Source organism: Bacillus sp. MD-5 (genome assembly GCF_002201875.1).
Lineage (GTDB): Bacteria > Bacillota > Bacilli > Bacillales > Bacillaceae > Bacillus > Bacillus stercoris.
In genome coordinates this window covers 1,610,950-1,628,071 of record NZ_CP021911.1, presented here as the reverse complement: position 1 = coordinate 1,628,071, position 17,122 = coordinate 1,610,950, and the positions used below count along the sequence as shown (strand labels likewise).

General features: G+C 43.8%; 13 protein-coding genes. All 13 read right to left on the bottom strand.

Annotated features, from left to right (window positions below):
* Positions 1-98 precede the first annotated feature (98 nt).
* Positions 99-1,982 (bottom strand): DNA mismatch repair endonuclease MutL, encoded by a 1,884-nt coding sequence (mutL, locus tag CDO84_RS08160; protein WP_040083135.1) that lies wholly within the window; start codon positions 1,980-1,982, stop codon positions 99-101.
* Positions 1,983-1,997: 15 nt separating this feature from the next.
* Complete coding sequence (gene mutS, locus CDO84_RS08155) at positions 1,998-4,589, bottom strand: DNA mismatch repair protein MutS (protein WP_040083136.1); 2,592 nt, start codon at positions 4,587-4,589, stop codon at positions 1,998-2,000.
* A gap of 132 nt (positions 4,590-4,721) precedes the next feature.
* A complete protein-coding gene (gene cotE, locus CDO84_RS08150) occupies positions 4,722-5,267 on the bottom strand; it encodes an outer spore coat protein CotE (RefSeq protein ID WP_003221022.1) in 546 nt (181 codons plus the stop codon).
* A 261-nt stretch (positions 5,268-5,528) separates the two neighbouring features.
* Positions 5,529-5,960 (bottom strand): regulatory iron-sulfur-containing complex subunit RicA, encoded by a 432-nt coding sequence (gene ricA, locus CDO84_RS08145; protein WP_014664027.1) that lies wholly within the window; start codon positions 5,958-5,960, stop codon positions 5,529-5,531.
* 1 nt (position 5,961) lies between these two features.
* Positions 5,962-7,491 carry a tRNA (N6-isopentenyl adenosine(37)-C2)-methylthiotransferase MiaB gene (gene miaB, locus CDO84_RS08140; protein WP_040083138.1) on the bottom strand — a complete coding sequence of 510 codons (1,530 nt, stop codon included), beginning with the start codon at positions 7,489-7,491 and terminating at the stop codon, positions 5,962-5,964.
* Between the two features lie 144 nt (positions 7,492-7,635).
* Entirely contained in the window at positions 7,636-8,814 is a 1,179-nt protein-coding gene (locus tag CDO84_RS08135) for a glycine C-acetyltransferase (RefSeq protein ID WP_040083139.1), read from the bottom strand.
* 13 nt (positions 8,815-8,827) lie between these two features.
* The gene (gene tdh, locus CDO84_RS08130) at positions 8,828-9,871 is read right to left on the bottom strand and encodes an L-threonine 3-dehydrogenase (protein WP_040083140.1); all 1,044 of its coding nucleotides are present in this window, start codon (positions 9,869-9,871) and stop codon (positions 8,828-8,830) included.
* A gap of 265 nt (positions 9,872-10,136) precedes the next feature.
* The gene (gene spoVS, locus CDO84_RS08125) at positions 10,137-10,397 is read right to left on the bottom strand and encodes a stage V sporulation protein SpoVS (RefSeq protein ID WP_003154135.1); all 261 of its coding nucleotides are present in this window, start codon (positions 10,395-10,397) and stop codon (positions 10,137-10,139) included.
* A 198-nt stretch (positions 10,398-10,595) separates the two neighbouring features.
* Positions 10,596-11,390, bottom strand: coding sequence for a 2',3'-cyclic-nucleotide 2'-phosphodiesterase (gene ymdB / locus CDO84_RS08120; RefSeq protein ID WP_040083141.1), 795 nt, complete (start codon positions 11,388-11,390; stop codon positions 10,596-10,598).
* A 69-nt stretch (positions 11,391-11,459) separates the two neighbouring features.
* Positions 11,460-13,022: a ribonuclease Y gene (rny, locus tag CDO84_RS08115; protein WP_003221010.1), complete on the bottom strand. Its 1,563-nt coding sequence runs from the start codon at positions 13,020-13,022 to the stop codon at positions 11,460-11,462.
* A gap of 276 nt (positions 13,023-13,298) precedes the next feature.
* The gene (locus CDO84_RS08110) at positions 13,299-14,474 is read right to left on the bottom strand and encodes a serine hydrolase domain-containing protein (protein WP_014664022.1); all 1,176 of its coding nucleotides are present in this window, start codon (positions 14,472-14,474) and stop codon (positions 13,299-13,301) included.
* Positions 14,475-14,640: 166 nt separating this feature from the next.
* Positions 14,641-15,687 (bottom strand): recombinase RecA, encoded by a 1,047-nt coding sequence (gene recA, locus CDO84_RS08105; RefSeq protein WP_003245789.1) that lies wholly within the window; start codon positions 15,685-15,687, stop codon positions 14,641-14,643.
* Between the two features lie 172 nt (positions 15,688-15,859).
* Positions 15,860-17,110 carry a competence/damage-inducible protein A gene (locus CDO84_RS08100; protein ID WP_040083142.1) on the bottom strand — a complete coding sequence of 417 codons (1,251 nt, stop codon included), beginning with the start codon at positions 17,108-17,110 and terminating at the stop codon, positions 15,860-15,862.
* Between the last annotated feature and the right edge of the window lie 12 nt (positions 17,111-17,122).

Here is a 17,122-nt window from a genome sequence, read left to right as displayed (position 1 = left end):
AAAAAAAGCATTGATCAATTCCGAAGAATATCTCAATGCTTGAAAAATGTATGGACAAAATACGGGCAAAAGGTCTTTTCCCCTTCACCAACCCCCCGCTACATCACGCGTTTGAACATCTTTTCCATCTCATAAGTGGAATGGTGTATAATGATCGGGCGGCCGTGCGGGCATGTAAATGGGTCTGATGTGCTTCGGAGGTCGTCCAGAAGCGCTTTGATTTCGTCATTTCTGAGGTGGCGATTTGCTTTGATGGAGCCTTTGCAGCTCATCATAATCGCGGCTTCCTCACGGAGTTTTTTAATATCAATATTTTTGGAGTCGAGCACCTGCTGAATGATTTCTTCTATGAGCTCTGCTTCTTCTCCCTTTGGAAACCAGGCCGGGTGGCAGCGGACGATGTAACTGTTAGAGCCGAATGACTCTAAAAAGACACCAACACTTTCGAGCTCTTGTTTGTGCTGGTCGATAATCAAAGCCTCGTTTGTGGAGTAGTGGAACGTCAGCGGTACAATCATATCCTGGACCTCAGGTTCAACCTCCCCCACCTTTTCACGGAAGTACTCGTATTTAATACGTTCTTGGGCGGCGTGCTGGTCGATAATATACAAGCCATTTTCATTTTGTGCCAATATATAAGTCCCGTGCATCTGGCCGATCGGGTACATAATCGGAACCCGCTCAGACGTTGGCTGCGGCTGTTCCTCATGGTATTCCTGCTCATATGTTTCAGACTGTTCTTCTGAAACACTGGACACCTCAAGGGTTTGTTCCTCATCATCGATAGGTGGAGCATCAAAATGGAGAGGAGGCAATTCTTCCTCCGCATCAACCGGCTCTTTCACGACTGAGCTGAGCTTCATTGGTGAATAAGATGGCGCAGTCGATTTTTCCGGAACTTTTTTTTCCGCAGGTTTTTCATCAAAGGTTATAATCTGCTGCTCATTTTTGATGGCAGGCGCTGATTTTTTCGGGAGCTGGGCACTCGGAATCAGCTGCTGCTGTTTAAATACATCTTTAATCCCGTCACGTATTAAGTCATGAAGCTCTGTTTCCTTGCTGAGCCGGACCTCAAGCTTCGATGGATGCACGTTGACATCGACTAAAATCGGGTCCATCGTAATTTCTATAAAGGTAATGGGATGGCGTCCGATCGGCAAAAGCGTATGATATCCTTCATGAACCGCTTTGACGAGCGGGAAATTTTTAATGTAACGGCCATTGACCACAGACGACATATAGTTTCTCGACGCCCGTGTAATCTCTGGGAGAGCGATATATCCCTTCACTTCAAAATCCAAAGAGCTTACATGCAGCGGAAGCATTTTTTTGGCGACAGCAGTGCCGTAAATCGCTGCCAGGACATGGCGTACATCTCCGTTTCCATTCGTTTGAAGCAGGTTTTTCCCATGATGGCGCAGGCGGATCGATACCTCTGGATGCGCCAGAGCAATACGGTTAACCACGTCTGTAATGTTTCCAAGCTCTGTATGAACGGTTTTCATATACTTCAAACGGGCCGGTGTGTTAAAAAACAAGTTGGAAACGACAATTTCAGTTCCCTTCCTGCTTGAGGACCGCGATTCGGAAATGATGTTTCCTCCTTGAAGGACGAGCTTCGTCCCAGCTCCTTCACCAGTGCTTGTCGTAATCTCCAGATGAGAGACTGACGCGATACTCGGCAAGGCTTCTCCTCTAAAACCAAGCGTTCTTACCCTGAATAAATCATTTTCATCTTTTATTTTACTTGTTGCGTGGCGGCGGAAAGCACGCTTGCAATCTTCATTCTCCATTCCTTCGCCGTTATCCAAAACCCGAATGGATGCAAGTCCTGCTTCCTCAATATCGATTTCAATGACTGTGCTGTCAGCGTCGATCGCATTTTCCACCAATTCCTTGACGACTGAGGCGGGCCGTTCCACAACCTCGCCCGCCGCTATTTTATTTGAAAGCTCATCTGACAGCTGGATGACTTTTGCCACATTCATCACCCCGTTTTAATGTAATTTCTTTTGCAGCTTGTACATTTCATTCATCGCTTCAAGCGGTGTCATATCAAGTATATTAAGTGATTTGAAGGCATCGAGCACCTGCTTTTCTTTTTTTGAAAGCTTTGGTGTATCAGCCGGCTTTTCCGCTGCGTCAAAAAAAGACAGCTGTGCCGGTTCTTCTTTCACCTGGGGTTTCTCCTCCTGGGATTTATGCACGGTCACCTCTGGTTTGTTTCCTGACTGCTCCAGCTCTTTTAAAATATCTTGAGCCCGCGCAATCAGATCTTCAGGCAGCTCAGCAAGCTGAGCTACATGGATACCATAGCTTTTATCAGCGGCACCTTCTTTAATTTGATGAAGAAAGACAACAGTTCCGTTATATTCTTCAGCGCGAACATGAACGTTTTTCAGCTGAGGCAGCTTGTCCTCCAGAACGGTCAGCTCGTGATAGTGTGTGCTGAACAGCGTCTTGGCGCCGATATGATCGTGAACATACTCAATAATCGCCTGTGCCAGCGCCATGCCATCATAAGTGGACGTGCCCCGCCCAATTTCATCAAACAGAATGAGGCTGTTTTTCGTCGCATTGACAATCGCATTTTTCGCTTCAAGCATTTCTACCATAAATGTACTTTGTCCGGAAATCAAATCATCTGCAGCGCCGATTCGCGTAAAAATTTGATCAAAAATCGGAAGTACCGCTTTTTTCGCGGGTACAAAGCAGCCGATTTGCGCCATAATGGAAATGAGCGCGATTTGTCTCATATACGTGCTTTTCCCTGACATGTTTGGACCTGTAATGAGAAGCATTTGTCTGTTATCGCCCATCATACAGTTGTTCGGGACATATTCCTGGCTGTCCATGACTTTTTCAACAACCGGGTGTCTGCCTTCAATCACTTCGACTTCATCTTTAGAGAACTCCGGTTTCGTGTAGTGACGATTTTCACTAATTGTCGCAAAGCATTGCAGCGCATCCAGCTCGCTCATCTGTTTTGCAAGCTGCTGAAGCCGCGGAATATACTGCTTCACTTTCTCGCGCAGCTCGGTAAACAGCTCGTACTCCAGCTCACAGATGTTATTTTCCGCTTCTAAAATAAGCGCTTCTTTTTCTTTTAATTCTGGTGTAATGTAGCGCTCTGCATTCGTTAACGTCTGCTTCCGCTCATAACGCCCTTCCTCAAGCAAATGCAAATTTGCTTTTGTCACCTCAATGTAATAACCGAAAACTTTATTAAAGCCGACCTTTAAAGAGCGAACGCCTGTGTATTCCCGCTCCTGCTGTTCCAGGCGGGCAATCCAGTCTTTTCCGTTTCTGCTTGCATCACGGTATTCATCAAGCTTTTGATTGTAACCGTCTTTTATCAGGTTTCCTTCTTTTAACGATAAAGGAGGGTTTTCGTACAGCGCTTCTTCCAGCAGTTCAAGTACATCTCCGCAAGGGTCAATACGCTCTGCACGTTCCTTGGCCTTGTCATGAGCAAGTGAAGCAACCAGCTGTTTGATGCCAGGCACTTGCTTTAACGATTCCTTCAGCTGAATCAAATCCCGGGCATTGACATTTCCGAATGCCACGCGGCCGGCAAGACGTTCTAAATCATATACTTCTTTTAACCGTTCACGTAGATCTTCCCGTTCAAAGAAATGGGACATCAATGTTTCCACCATTTCTTGGCGCTCTTCGATTTGATTGACTCTGATAAGCGGCCGGTCAATCCACTGTTTAAGAAGCCGGCCTCCCATTGCCGTTTTTGTTTCATCCAGCAGCCACAAAAGGGAGCCTTTTTTATTTTTCGAACGGATCGTTTCAGTCAGCTCCAGATTACGCTTAGAGTACAAGTCAATTTTCATCGCTTCCTCAAGCTCATACACCTGCACAGGCTGAAGATGATCAAGGCTGCGCTTTTGGGTTCTTTTCAGATACGCATATAAGCGCATAAACGTTTTTGTTACATCTTCATTATTTAAGTGCTCAATGATCGTGACGTGTTCGTCTATTTCTCCGTCTTCAATTGAAATCGTTGCACCGCACCGCTCTTTCAGCTGTGCGACTGTATCGGCATCCAGGCTTCCTGAAACCACGATTTCACGTGCGCCGACGGAATAAATTTCTGATATGACGTCTTCAAGCCGTTCAATCAAAACAGCCAAATTTTCTCCCGTTGTTAAATCGGAAAGCGCAAGCCCGTATCCATTCGAGCAGGCTGAAACAGATGCGATAAAGTTATTTTCCGATTCATGGATGCCTTTGCCGTCCATTACAGTTCCGGGCGTAATAAGCTGAACCACTTCTCTTTTTACAACACCCTTTGCGGCCTTCGGATCTTCCGTCTGTTCACAGATCGCCACTTTGTATCCTTTTTTAATAAGCTGTTCAATATACGCGGAAGCAGAATGATACGGCACACCGCACATCGGTATTTTTTCTGCCCCACCGCCGTCTCTGCTCGTTAACGTAATTTCCAGCTCTTGTGACGCTTTTTTAGCGTCCTCAAAAAACATTTCGTAAAAATCACCTAGTCGAAAAAATAAAAAGGCATCCTGGTGCTCTGCCTTAATTTTTAAATATTGCTGTATCATAGGCGTATATCCGGCCATTGTTTAATCCCTCACTATGTATCAACGTATCTATTTTCCAACCTTCATTATAACATAAACAAAAAGTGATAAAAGAATGATATATCAATATAAAAAAGAGACTTGGGGGTACTGTCTCCCCTAGTCCCTTTTTTATTCTTCAGGATCTCCCACTAAAAATTCCGGGTTGATGTCTTCAAGCTCTTCATCAAGCTCATCTTCCCAATCTTCCTCGTCTTCCTCTTCCCAGTCAGGATTGACCTCAACAACTACCTTTGTTTCTCCTACCACTTCCGCCAAAAATTCTCTTTCTGCCTGCACAACGATTTTATTTCCATTCGGCGAAATAGTCACTTCAAGGCAGTTTGGCTGCTGAAGCACTTTGGCAATTACTTCATGCTCATCATCTAAGTAATTATTGTCTCTGTATCTGAGTTTAATGACATCTACGTATTTTACCCGTTCTGTGACAACCTCTGTCTTTGTATTGTCCGCGTAAGAGTACCATACGTTTATATCATAATACCCTTCAATTTCTACCGTTTTTCCAATTTTTTCCGCATCATACTTGTGGTTAATAATCCAACCACCCAAAATGCTGCTAGGTTTTTTCTCAGGGGAGATGGTGTTGGTGCATTGGGTGAATTTTCGGCCTTTCGCTACTACTGCCTTCGTAATAATTTCCCTGTATTCAGACATTCCGGCATGCCTCCTTGTTCTTCTTCGTGTTATCTTATGCTGGGCATTTGTCTAGTGTGCATTTTTATAAATAAAATATAAAAATACAAAGTTTCTGTTCCATTGTATGCAGGTGTGCCTAGAAACTTTACTTATAAGTGCGATAAAGTTTACTCGCGGCTGAGCACAGAAAAACCAATTGAACATTTAGTACATAGATAATTTAGTTCATTTATAACCAAATAAATGATAAAAAAACACGGGCCTGTAAAGGCACCGTGTTTAGAGAGAACAGCTGTTATTTGAATGCTTCACCTTAGAACCGGTTTCCCCTTTCAGCAGGTCGCCTCCGGTTGACGTGATGATTTCATTTGTGACTTGGTTGGAAATGGTGTGTGCAACGAGCTGCAGTAGGTCATTTACCTCCATCTGCGAGTCTCTGAATTCCTGGATAACAGGAATCCCTTCAAGCTCTTCTTGCAACGCGTCAATTTTTGCTTCTACTTGTTTGAGCGCTTCATGCTTTTCATAATGCTTCAGATTGACAGCCTGCTTTTGCAAGGCTTTAATCTGATTAACGATTGCAGACACTTTGTCATTCTCATTGATTTGCGCTTCAGCTCGTTTGAAAAAATCAACCTCTTCTGTTTCAGAGATCATTTTTGCAAGGTTCCGTGCCTGCTGCACAATGTCTTTTTTTGAGTAGAGCGTCATCTTATTTCACCTCGATTGCTTCTCCTACCATTTCTCCATCAAGCGACCATGTTTTCGCTTGATGGATTTTCACGCGGACAATTTTGCCGATGGCTTCCTTCGGCCCTTTGAAATTGACAAGCTTGCTTTTTTCAGTATAGCCGGCAAGAATATCAGGGTTATTTTTGCTTTCACCCTCAACTAATACTTCGACAACCTTGCCTTCGTATTCCTTCATTTTTTTAGCAGAAATTTCATTAACCAGTGCGTTTAGACGCTGCAGGCGCTCTTTTTTCACACGCATCGGTACATTATCTTTCATCTTAGCAGCCGGAGTGCCCTCACGCGGAGAGTAAATGAACGTATAGGCGCTGTCAAACTCCACCTCACGATATAGAGAAAGCGTTTCTTCAAACTGCTCGTCCGTTTCGTTCGGAAATCCGACGATAATGTCCGTTGTCAAAGAAGCGTTCGGCATTGCTTCTTTAATTTTTCGAACCAGCTCCATGTAACGCTCTCTGTCATATTTGCGGGCCATCAGCTTCAGAACTTCTGAGCTTCCTGATTGAACCGGAAGATGAATGTGATCAAGCAGATTTCCGCCTTTCGCCAGCACTTCAATGAGGCGATCGTCAAAGTCGCGCGGATGACTTGTTGTAAAGCGGATTCTCGGGATATCGATTTTTCTCAGTTCATCCATCAAATCACCAAGTCCGTACGTCATATCTTCAAAGTCTTTTCCATACGCGTTTACGTTTTGGCCTAACAGTGTAATTTCCTTATAGCCTTCACTCGCAAGCCTTCTCACTTCCTGAATGATTTCCTCAGGGCGGCGGCTTCTTTCTTTTCCGCGTGTGTAAGGCACAATGCAATACGTACAGAATTTGTCACAGCCGTACATAATATTGACCCAGCCCTTAATTTTTCCGTTCCGGACTTTCGGAAGGTTTTCAATAACGTCCCCTTCCTTGGACCAAACTTCTATGACCATTTCTTTTGAAAGGTATGCTTCTGACAAAAGCTCCGGCAGGCGATGAATGTTATGGGTTCCGAAAATCATATCGACAAACGGATGTTTTTTCAAAATCCGGTTCACGACTGATTCCTCTTGAGACATACAGCCGCACACGCCTAGAATCAGATCGGGATTGTTTTTTTTCAGTGCTTTTAAGTGCCCGAGCTCGCCAAACACCTTGTTTTCGGCATTTTCACGGATTGCGCATGTGTTTAACAAAATGACATTGGCATCATCAACAGAGTTTGTCGCTTCGTAACCGAGCGCCATAAAGATCCCTGCCATAACCTCTGTATCGTGTTCATTCATTTGGCAGCCGTACGTACGGATATAAAACTTTCTTCCGTCTCCCAAGCCTTTAAATTGTTCAGAAATTTTAAAGTCATTATGATAAGTAACGGCTTCCTTGCCTCGTTTTTTCGCGTCTTTTAAGGAAGGCGGAATGTAAACAGCTTCAAAGTACTTGCTGTAATCCTTCTCGGATTTTTTGTCCGATGGATTTACTTGTCCGCTCTCTAATTTTTGTTTTTCATTCATATCATATTTTCTCCTTTCAAACCAAACTTCCACCCTTCAGTATAAAGGTTATTGAAGCTCTGCACAACTGGCAACCTATCATTGTACACTCATTGAGAATAATAATCAATAAGGAATCAAAAGAGGAAGAGCAAACTCTTCCTCCTACAATAGCTGGAGCTCCTTTGCCGTCTTTTCGATGACATCAAGCGCCTGATCCAGTTCATCTTTGGTATGCTCAGCTGTTATAATCGTGCGAATTCTGGCTTTACCCTTTGCTACAGTCGGGAAAACGATGCTTTGGGCAAAAACGCCTCGAGAAAGGAGCTGATCAGAAAATTGCTTTGCCACACCTTCATCACCTATTAAAATAGGAAGAATCGGCGTTTCACTCTTCGTGAGAGTCAGGCCCATTTTTACAAGCATTGCTTTAAAATAAGCGGTATTCTCCCACAAGCGCTCCATATGCTCCGGCTCTTCCAGCAAGACATCGATCGCTTCCATACAAGCGGCAGTGACAGCAGGCGGATGGGATGTACTGAATAAAAACGGACGGCCTTTATGGCGCAAATAATCGATCAGCACCTTTGAACCTGCAGCATAGCCGCCAAGCACTCCGATTGCCTTGCTTAGTGTTCCGACCTGAATATGAACTCTGCCATCAAGACCGAAGTGATTTACCGTTCCCCTGCCGTTTTCGCCAAGCACTCCGGATGCATGGGCGTCATCCACCATCACAAATGCGTCATATTTCTCAGCAAGCTCTACAATATCAGGCAAAGGAGCTATGTTGCCATCCATGGAAAACACGCCGTCTGTCACAATCAGGCGCATCCGATAATTCATTGACTTTCTCAGCACCCGCTCTAAATCACTCATATCGACGTGCTGATACACCTTCTTATCCGCCTTTGTCAGTCGAATTCCGTCAATAATAGAGGCATGGTTCAGCTCATCTGAGATGACAATATCCTCTTTTGTAAGAATACTTGAAAGTACGCCTTGGTTCGTTGTGAAGCCTGATTGGAATACAAGTGCTGCCTCCGTTTTTTTAAAGGCTGCCAGCTTTTTCTCAAGTTCTTGATGCATGGTAAATGTGCCGGCAATCGTTCTCACTGATCCGGTGCCGGCTCCATACTGCTGTACGGCCTCCTGTGCGGCGTTTGTGAGTCTAGGATGTGAGGTAAATCCGAGGTAATTATTAGAAGAAAGCTGAATGACTTTTTGATGATTCACTGTGACAGATGGGCCCTGCATAGATTCAAGCTGTTTTATGTCTTGCCATGTATGGTTTTCTTTCATTCTATCAAGCTCTGCTTTTAAAAACTCAAATTCCTTCGTCATGTTTATCCCCCTTTTATGGAATTAAAATTACTTTTCCGCACTGGCCGCTTCTCATCAGTTCGAACCCTTTTTCAAACTCCTCTAACGGAAACTGATGGGTAATAACAGGTGATAGATCGAGCACGTTTGAACTGATCAGTTGAGACACCTGGCGCCAGGTTGAAAACATTTTTCTTCCTGTGATTCCTTGGATCGTAAGTCCTTTAAATACCACTTTATTCGTTAAATCAATTGTCACCGGATGTTCCGGCAAGCTCAGAATATGAAACCTCCCGCCATTCGCAGCCATCGCAAGACCTTGGGCAATCGCTGAGGGATGGCCGGACATCTCACAAACAAGATCTGCGCCTTCCCTATTCGTTAAAGCGCTTACAATTTTGAGCGGGTCTTCTTTTTCAATAGAAACAGTACAAGTCGCTCCCATTTGTTTGGCAAGCCTCAGCCTGTATTCATTCTTATCGATTGCTATCACCTGAGAAGCTCCTGCTGCTTTTGCAACCGCAACAGCCATAAGACCAATCGGCCCGCATCCAATCACTGCTGTCGTTCCTCCTGCCGGCTGGCTCTCGAGTACGGTATGAACTGCATTTCCTAAAGGCTCTTGAATAGAAGCAATCGACGGGTCCATATCAGCAGGATTTCTCCAGATGTTATCAGCGGGAACTTTTACATATTCCGCAAAACAGCCTGCCGTGTCCACTCCGATAATCGCAGTATTGGTACAAACATGAGATTTTCCTGTTACACAAGGGACACATTCACCGCAGACAATGTGTGTTTCCGCCGACACATACTCTCCTACTTTTACACCGCTGACATTCTCTCCCACAGCTTCAACAATTCCGCTGAACTCATGACCGAAAACATAGGGTGTTTTGATTCTCTGACGTGCCCATTGATCCCAATTATAAATGTGCACATCCGTGCCGCATATGGAAGCAGCTTTCACTTTTATGAGGACTTCATGTTTATCAATCTCAGGAATAGGAACTTCAGTCAGCACAGCACCGAACGCCCCGTCCTTTTTCATTAGAGCTTTCATCTTTCCACTCTGCATGTACAATCCTCCTTGAAAAATTCTTGTTACATTCGGATTGTACCATGATATGGAATAAGCGTAAACAGCACTGTCTTTTCCAGAAGGACAAAAGTATCTGTCTTGAAAAATGGGCGGAATTTTTTTTTTGAAACGTTTTAGCTCATTTCTGATTTTGCATATCCGCCCATTATATGCCAAAAATACTATCGGGAGAAAATATCACAATAAATGAAAAACAACCTGTTTGCATTACGCAAACAGGTTGAGAATACTTTATTTGTTTTTAGCGAGGTTCCACGATTAATTTAATCGCTGTTCTTTCTTCCCCATCGATTTGAATATCTGTAAAAGCCGGAATACAAATCAAATCTACGCCGCTAGGCGCCACAAATCCCCTGGCAATCGCCACAGCTTTTACAGCCTGGTTTAATGCACCAGCTCCGATCGCTTGAATCTCGGCGGCTCCTCGCTCTCTCAACACGCCTGCAAGCGCACCTGCCACTGAATTTGGACTCGATTTTGCTGAAACTTTTAAGATTTCCATTTCTGCTCCCCCTTAGTTTTACAATGGATAAGTGAGTGTTCATTAGAACAATCATTATTAGATGTTGCTATCCAAAAAGCCATCCCCACAATGCTTTTCAAAAATAGCGGGCTACCTTCCATTTTTACTATATTCACTAAGGAGTTGCTATATTCCTGCTTTTCTTTTTAATATTTTTATAAAATAACCTATGTTCAATTATTCAAAGAACATGTGATCATCATTGATTAAAACACGCTCGATTTTCACGGCTTTTTTCGTTTGATCATCTATGTCAATGACAACTCCGCTGAGCGTTGTTTTCCCTTCAGCGACAGTAAACCGGACTGGAAGGTTCGTTTTGAATCGTTTAATAATCGTCTCTCTGTCCATTCCCAGTATACCGTCATATGGGCCAGTCATTCCTACATCAGTAATATATGCCGTTCCCTTCGGCAAAATGCGGTTATCCGCTGTCTGCACGTGTGTATGAGTTCCTACAACAGCTGATGCCCGTCCATCCGTGTACCAGCCAAGCGCGAGCTTTTCACTTGTCGCTTCGGCATGAAAGTCGATAAAAATGTACGGTGTTCTTTTCGCAGCTTCAGCAATCAATTCATCCGCTTTTAAAAACGGGTCATCAAGAGGCGGTAAAAACGTACGTCCCTGCAAATTAATAACCGCAAGTTCTTTGCCGTTTGCTTTCACATATGTGATCCCTTTCCCCGGTGTTCCTTCAGGAAAGTTTGCCGGGCGAACCAAATTCGGAACGTCATCTATAAAATCAAAAATTTCTTTTTTGTCCCATGTGTGGTTCCCCATTGTGATTGCATCTGCACCGGACTGGATTAAGCTGTGATAAATTTTTTCCGTCAGGCCTTTTCCGTGTGCGGCGTTTTCACCATTAATAATGGTAAAGTGAGGCTTATATTTTGTTTTTAACTTTGGTACATATTCTTTGACCATGTCACGGCCCGGTGAACCGACAACATCTCCGATAAATAAAATTCTCATTTTGTAAATCCTTTCTTCTTGAAAATTCCTTAGCCGTCAAAAAAATAAAGTGATGCTTAGCGCATCACTTTATTTTGCATACTCTACGGCACGAGTTTCTCTGATTACAGTCACCTTAATATGACCTGGATAATCGAGCTCGTCCTCAATTCGCTTGCGGATATCTCGCGCCAGTCGATGAGCTTCAAGATCATTAATTGAATCCGGCTTCACCATAATGCGCACTTCGCGTCCAGCCTGAATGGCAAATGATTTTTCAACACCTTCGTAGGACTCAGAAATTTCTTCGAGTTTTTCAAGTCTTCGAATATAATTCTCAAGCGTCTCACTTCTCGCGCCAGGCCTTGCAGCGGAAAGCGCATCTGCTGCAGCAACCAGCACAGCGATAATGGAAGTTGGCTCCTCATCCCCGTGGTGTGATGCAATACTGTTAATCACGACTGGGTGCTCTTTATATTTGGTCGCAAGCTCTACCCCGATTTCAACGTGGCTTCCTTCTACTTCATGGTCAATTGCTTTCCCGATGTCGTGAAGAAGACCCGCACGTTTGGCAAGCTTTGCGTCTTCACCAAGCTCCGATGCCATTAGACCGGCCAAGAATGCGACTTCCATGGAATGCTTAAGCACATTTTGACCGTAGCTTGTACGGAACTTTAAGCGGCCGAGAATCTTGATGAGATCCGGGTGGAGGCCGTGAACACCAACCTCAAATGTTGTCTGTTCACCCATCTCACGAATATAGTCATCGACCTCGCGACGAGATTTTTCAACCATTTCTTCAATCCGTGCCGGATGAATTCGGCCATCCTGAACGAGTTTATCAAGAGCAATTCTGGCTGTCTCACGTCTGATCGGATCAAATCCGGAAAGAATGACAGCTTCAGGTGTATCATCAATAATCAGGTCAATTCCTGTCAGCGTTTCAAGCGTACGAATGTTACGCCCTTCCCGTCCGATGATACGTCCTTTCATCTCATCATTTGGAAGATTGACAACTGATACCGTTGTTTCGGCAACGTGGTCCGCTGCGCAGCGCTGTAAGGCGAGTGAAAGAATGTTTTTCGCTTTCTTATCCGCCTCTTCTTTCGCACGGTTTTCAGTTTCTTTTGTCATGATGGCGATGTCATGTGAAAGCTCGTTTTCAACCCGCTCAAGAATGATTTGCTTTGCTTCATCACGAGTCAGACTCGAAATTCGTTCCAACTCTGACTGCTGCATACGAATCATCTCATCCACTTTGCTTTCCATCTCTTCAATATGTTGTTGTCGTTCATTCAGAGAATGATCTTTCTTCTCCAACATCGCTTCCCGTTTATCAATTCCCTCATGTTTGCGATCAAGGTTTTCCTCCTTTTGGAGTAAACGGTTTTCTTGTTTTTGAAGCTCATTTCGTCTTTCACGAACTTCCTGTTCAGCATCTATTCGAAGTTTGTGGATTTCATCCTTTGCTTCAAGCAGAGCTTCTTTTTTCAGTGCTTCAGCATCACGCTTTGCATCTTCAAGAATTTGCTCGGCTGCACCGCGTGCGCCCGCAATTTTCGCTTCGGCAATGGTTTTACGAACAAAGTAGCCAACAACTAAACCGAGTAGAATCAGCAAAATGGAGATGAGAACCATCATAATTGGGGTCATACTTTCACCTCCTCTTGCTATGAACTTGGTTGTTGCTTAAATAAGTGTCGGCATGTACATTGTCTAGTTTTCTCAACATACAGAACCTTCACAGGGAATGAGTATGTTCATCGCCCTTGTCAAGTTTAAATGGTTTAACAATCATGTTAAAAAAACAAATGTTACAACTTCATTGTAAATGTGTCGGAAATACTTGTCAAGCTTGCCATCTTAACGTTTGCAGACCCGACGTCTTTTCCCGTGCCGAATGCAATTTATCCAAAAGAAGATCACGGATCATTCTTGATTCAGAAGCTGATATATTTTATTGTTTACTTGGCCCAATTTAGCGTTATTTTGAATGTTGGAGAACAAAATAACAATGGTTTGCCCAGATTTACTAAAGCTGTTCAAGATATTGAAGCCCGGCATAACGCCATGGTTTGAATAGCTTCCGGGAGCAACATAAAATCCCATGCCGTATGTGGAGCTGCTCCCTGGCGTAAACATCTTTTCATAGCTTTTTTGTGAATACAGTTTTCCATCTATCAGCGCTTGGTCAAATTTGTACATATCTATAGCGCTCATATAAATATCGCCCGCTCCATACAGCTGAGATAGATCAGGTATATACGGTGTAACCGTTTTGCTGCCCTTCATCTTATATCCGACGGCAGGATAAGGTTCTTTTTCATATGTTTTGTAAAAGCCTGCATGCGTCATTCCCGCCGGTTTAAAAATGTGTTTTTTTATGTACTGTTCATACGGCTCACCGCTTACTTCAGCAATGATATAAGCGAGAACAGAATAGTTGGAATCCTTGTAGTCCCATACGCCAGGCTGACGTTTGATTCCCTGAAGTTCTATGTCTTTTATTAAATCGTCCGGGGTAATGGCGCCGTTTCCTTCAATATGTCCGTTTATCCCCGATGTATGTGTAAGCAGATTCTTCAAAGTAATCGTTTGTCCGTTGGGGAAATGAGGTAAATATGTACTTACCGGATCACTTGTCTGAAGTTTCCCCTTTTCCTCAAGCTGCAAAATAGCGGTTGCAATCAGCGCTTTTTGTGACGAACCGACGTAAAAAGACGTCAATGGATTATTTTGAATATGATGTTCACGGTCTGCATAGCCAAAACCTTTATTTGTTACGATTTCTCCATTTCTGACAATCATAGCGGTTCCGCTGAAACCGATCTCTTTTAAATAATTGCTGATGTTTTGATTTCGGTCTACTGTTTTGATTTGTTCCTCTGATTTTTTGGCAGTTTTCTTTTTAACCTCTTTTTTCTGATCGGTATTTGAAACCGCTGCAGTTTCTTGAGATGGCTCGTTTTCTTCACTATTTCGATGAAGCGCATTCCAAATCGTAATGCAAACCATCACTGCTAAAAGACCAAGCAAAAGTTTTCCTCTTTTATTTAGTTTTCTCCGTCTGCGTTTCGCAGTTCTTCTGCGGGTTGGGCTCGTCATTCATTTTTTCCTCCCGAAATAAATTCCATTTTGCACACGTTTTGTTAGACGAATAAAGCCCTAAAAAAGTTGTCAAGAAAAGCAATATTTTTATCATTTTTTTGCAAAATACAAAAAAGCTGAGTTTTTCACTCAGCCTTTTGTATCATTTGAAATTTATTTATTTTTATTCTTCAAATTCGAGTTCTTCTTGTGTCTCTTCAGCTTGCTGCTGCACTACTCCGTTATTATCCAAGCCGTAATGTTCGCGAATCTGCTCCTGGATCATCAGCATGATATCTTTATTTTCTTTCAGGAATTGTTTTGCATTTTCACGGCCTTGGCCAAGACGCTCTTCTTCATAAGAGTACCATGAACCGCTTTTTTGCACGATATCAAGTTCAGTTCCTAGATCAATGATTTCTCCTTCTTTTGAAATGCCTTCTCCGTACATAATGTCAACCTCGGCTGTACGGAACGGCGGAGCCACCTTGTTTTTCACGACTTTGATTTTCGTTTTGTTCCCCATTACGTCATTGCCTTGTTTCAGCTGTTCAGCACGGCGCACTTCTAGACGCACGGAAGAATAGAATTTCAGTGCACGGCCGCCAGGAGTTGTTTCCGGGTTCCCGAACATAACGCCGACTTTTTCACGAATTTGGTTAATGAAAATCGCGATTGTCTTCGATTTGTTAATGGCTCCTGAAAGCTTACGAAGCGCTTGAGACATTAAGCGTGCTTGTAGACCGACATGCGAATCCCCCATGTCGCCTTCAATTTCCGCTTTCGGAACGAGAGCAGCTACAGAGTCGACAACAACAATGTCAACTGCCCCGCTTCGAACCAATGCTTCCGCAATTTCAAGCGCCTGCTCGCCTGTGTCAGGCTGAGACAGTAAAAGCTCTTCGATGTTAACACCAAGCTTTTGCGCGTATACCGGATCTAACGCATGCTCCGCATCGATAAACGCGGCTTGTCCGCCCTGCTGCTGTACTTCAGCAATTGCATGAAGCGCCACAGTTGTTTTACCTGAGCTTTCAGGACCGTATACTTCAATAATCCGTCCGCGCGGATATCCGCCAATTCCCAATGCCGTATCAAGAGCAAGGGAGCCACTTGGGACAGTAGAAATTCTTGTATCTGTCTTTTCTCCCAGTTTCATAATGGAACCTTTGCCGAACTGTTTTTCTATTTGTTTAAGAGCCATATCTAAGGCTGCCTGACGATCACTCATTCTATTTTTTCCTCCTTTATGTTACCACTACATATACTATACCCTGTTTGAAGGGATTTGCCAAGAAAAAAGCGAACGCATATTCGGATTTTTTCTTGGCGTGATTCCTATCAAAACATCATAATGTATCAGAGAAATCATGTTTTCTTAGGAGGATAATGTGCTGATAATATTATTTTTGTTCTAAAAGCTTTAAGATTAAATGGCAGCCATATTTGGCGCCGCGTTTTCTGATTCCCGTTCTGGAGCCCGCAAAGTGAAACTCATGAACCTCTTCTTTCCCATTTGCGGAAATACCGATAAACACATGCCCAGGCTCATGCCCTTCTTGAGCATCAGGTCCTGCTACACCAGTAAAGCTAATGCCGATATCGCTGCCAGTGAGTTTTTGAACACCCTTAGCCAGTTCGGCTGCGCATTCCTTGCTGACCGCTCCAAAACGGTCTAATGTGTCCTTCTTCACACCAAGCACATTCTGCTTCACGTCGTTTGTATAGCAAACAACACCGCCGGCAAATAATGTTGAAGCACCGCTAAGATCCGTCAGCCATTCAGAAAAAAGCCCGCCAGTAAAGCTTTCTGCCGCAGAAATTGTAATGCCTTTTTCCTTACATGCTTTAGATAGCTCTTTTACAAGAGAAGTATCATCGTACCCATAGAAAAATTCACCGACACGCTCTAAGATAACGGCCTCTGTTTCTTTTAGCAGACGCTCTGTTTCCTTTTCATCGGCGTGTTTGGCTGTCAGACGCAGCGTCACCTCTCCATCAGCAGCCAAAGGAGCGATTGTCGGGTTGGTTTGTGCATCAATAATGTCTTCCAAATCGGCTTCAAGCTGAGATTCGCCGATACCGAAAAAGCGAAGAACGGTGGACACAATTTTTTCATTTGAACCCATCTTTTTGAGCAGAAGAGGCTTTGCCTCGTTTTCAAACATTGGACGCAATTCGCTCGGCGGCCCAGGAAGAAGCATATAGAAGCGCGATTCATGCTCTATGAGCATTCCCGGGGCCATTCCAAAGTGATTCGCCAGCACGTCAGATCCTTCGATCACAAGCGCCTGTTTTCGGTTATTAGGTGACATCGTGCGTTTTGTTCGCTTGAAATAGTCCTCAATGGATTGGAATGCCTCATCATTTAACACAAGCGGACGCCCCACCGTATTTGCAATCGTTTCTTTCGTCAGGTCATCTTTTGTGGGTCCAAGACCTCCTGAAAAAATAATGAAGTCAGAGCGTTCTTCAGCAATGCGGATGACCTGCTTCAGCCGCTCCGGATTGTCTCCGACCGCTGTATGATAAAATACGTTGACCCCGATTTCAGCGAGCTGTTTGCTGATAAATTGAGCATTTGTATTGGCGATTTGGCCAAGCAGCAGCTCTGAACCGACTGCAATTATTTCTGCTTTTTTTGGAAATTCCATGACGAAGTCCTT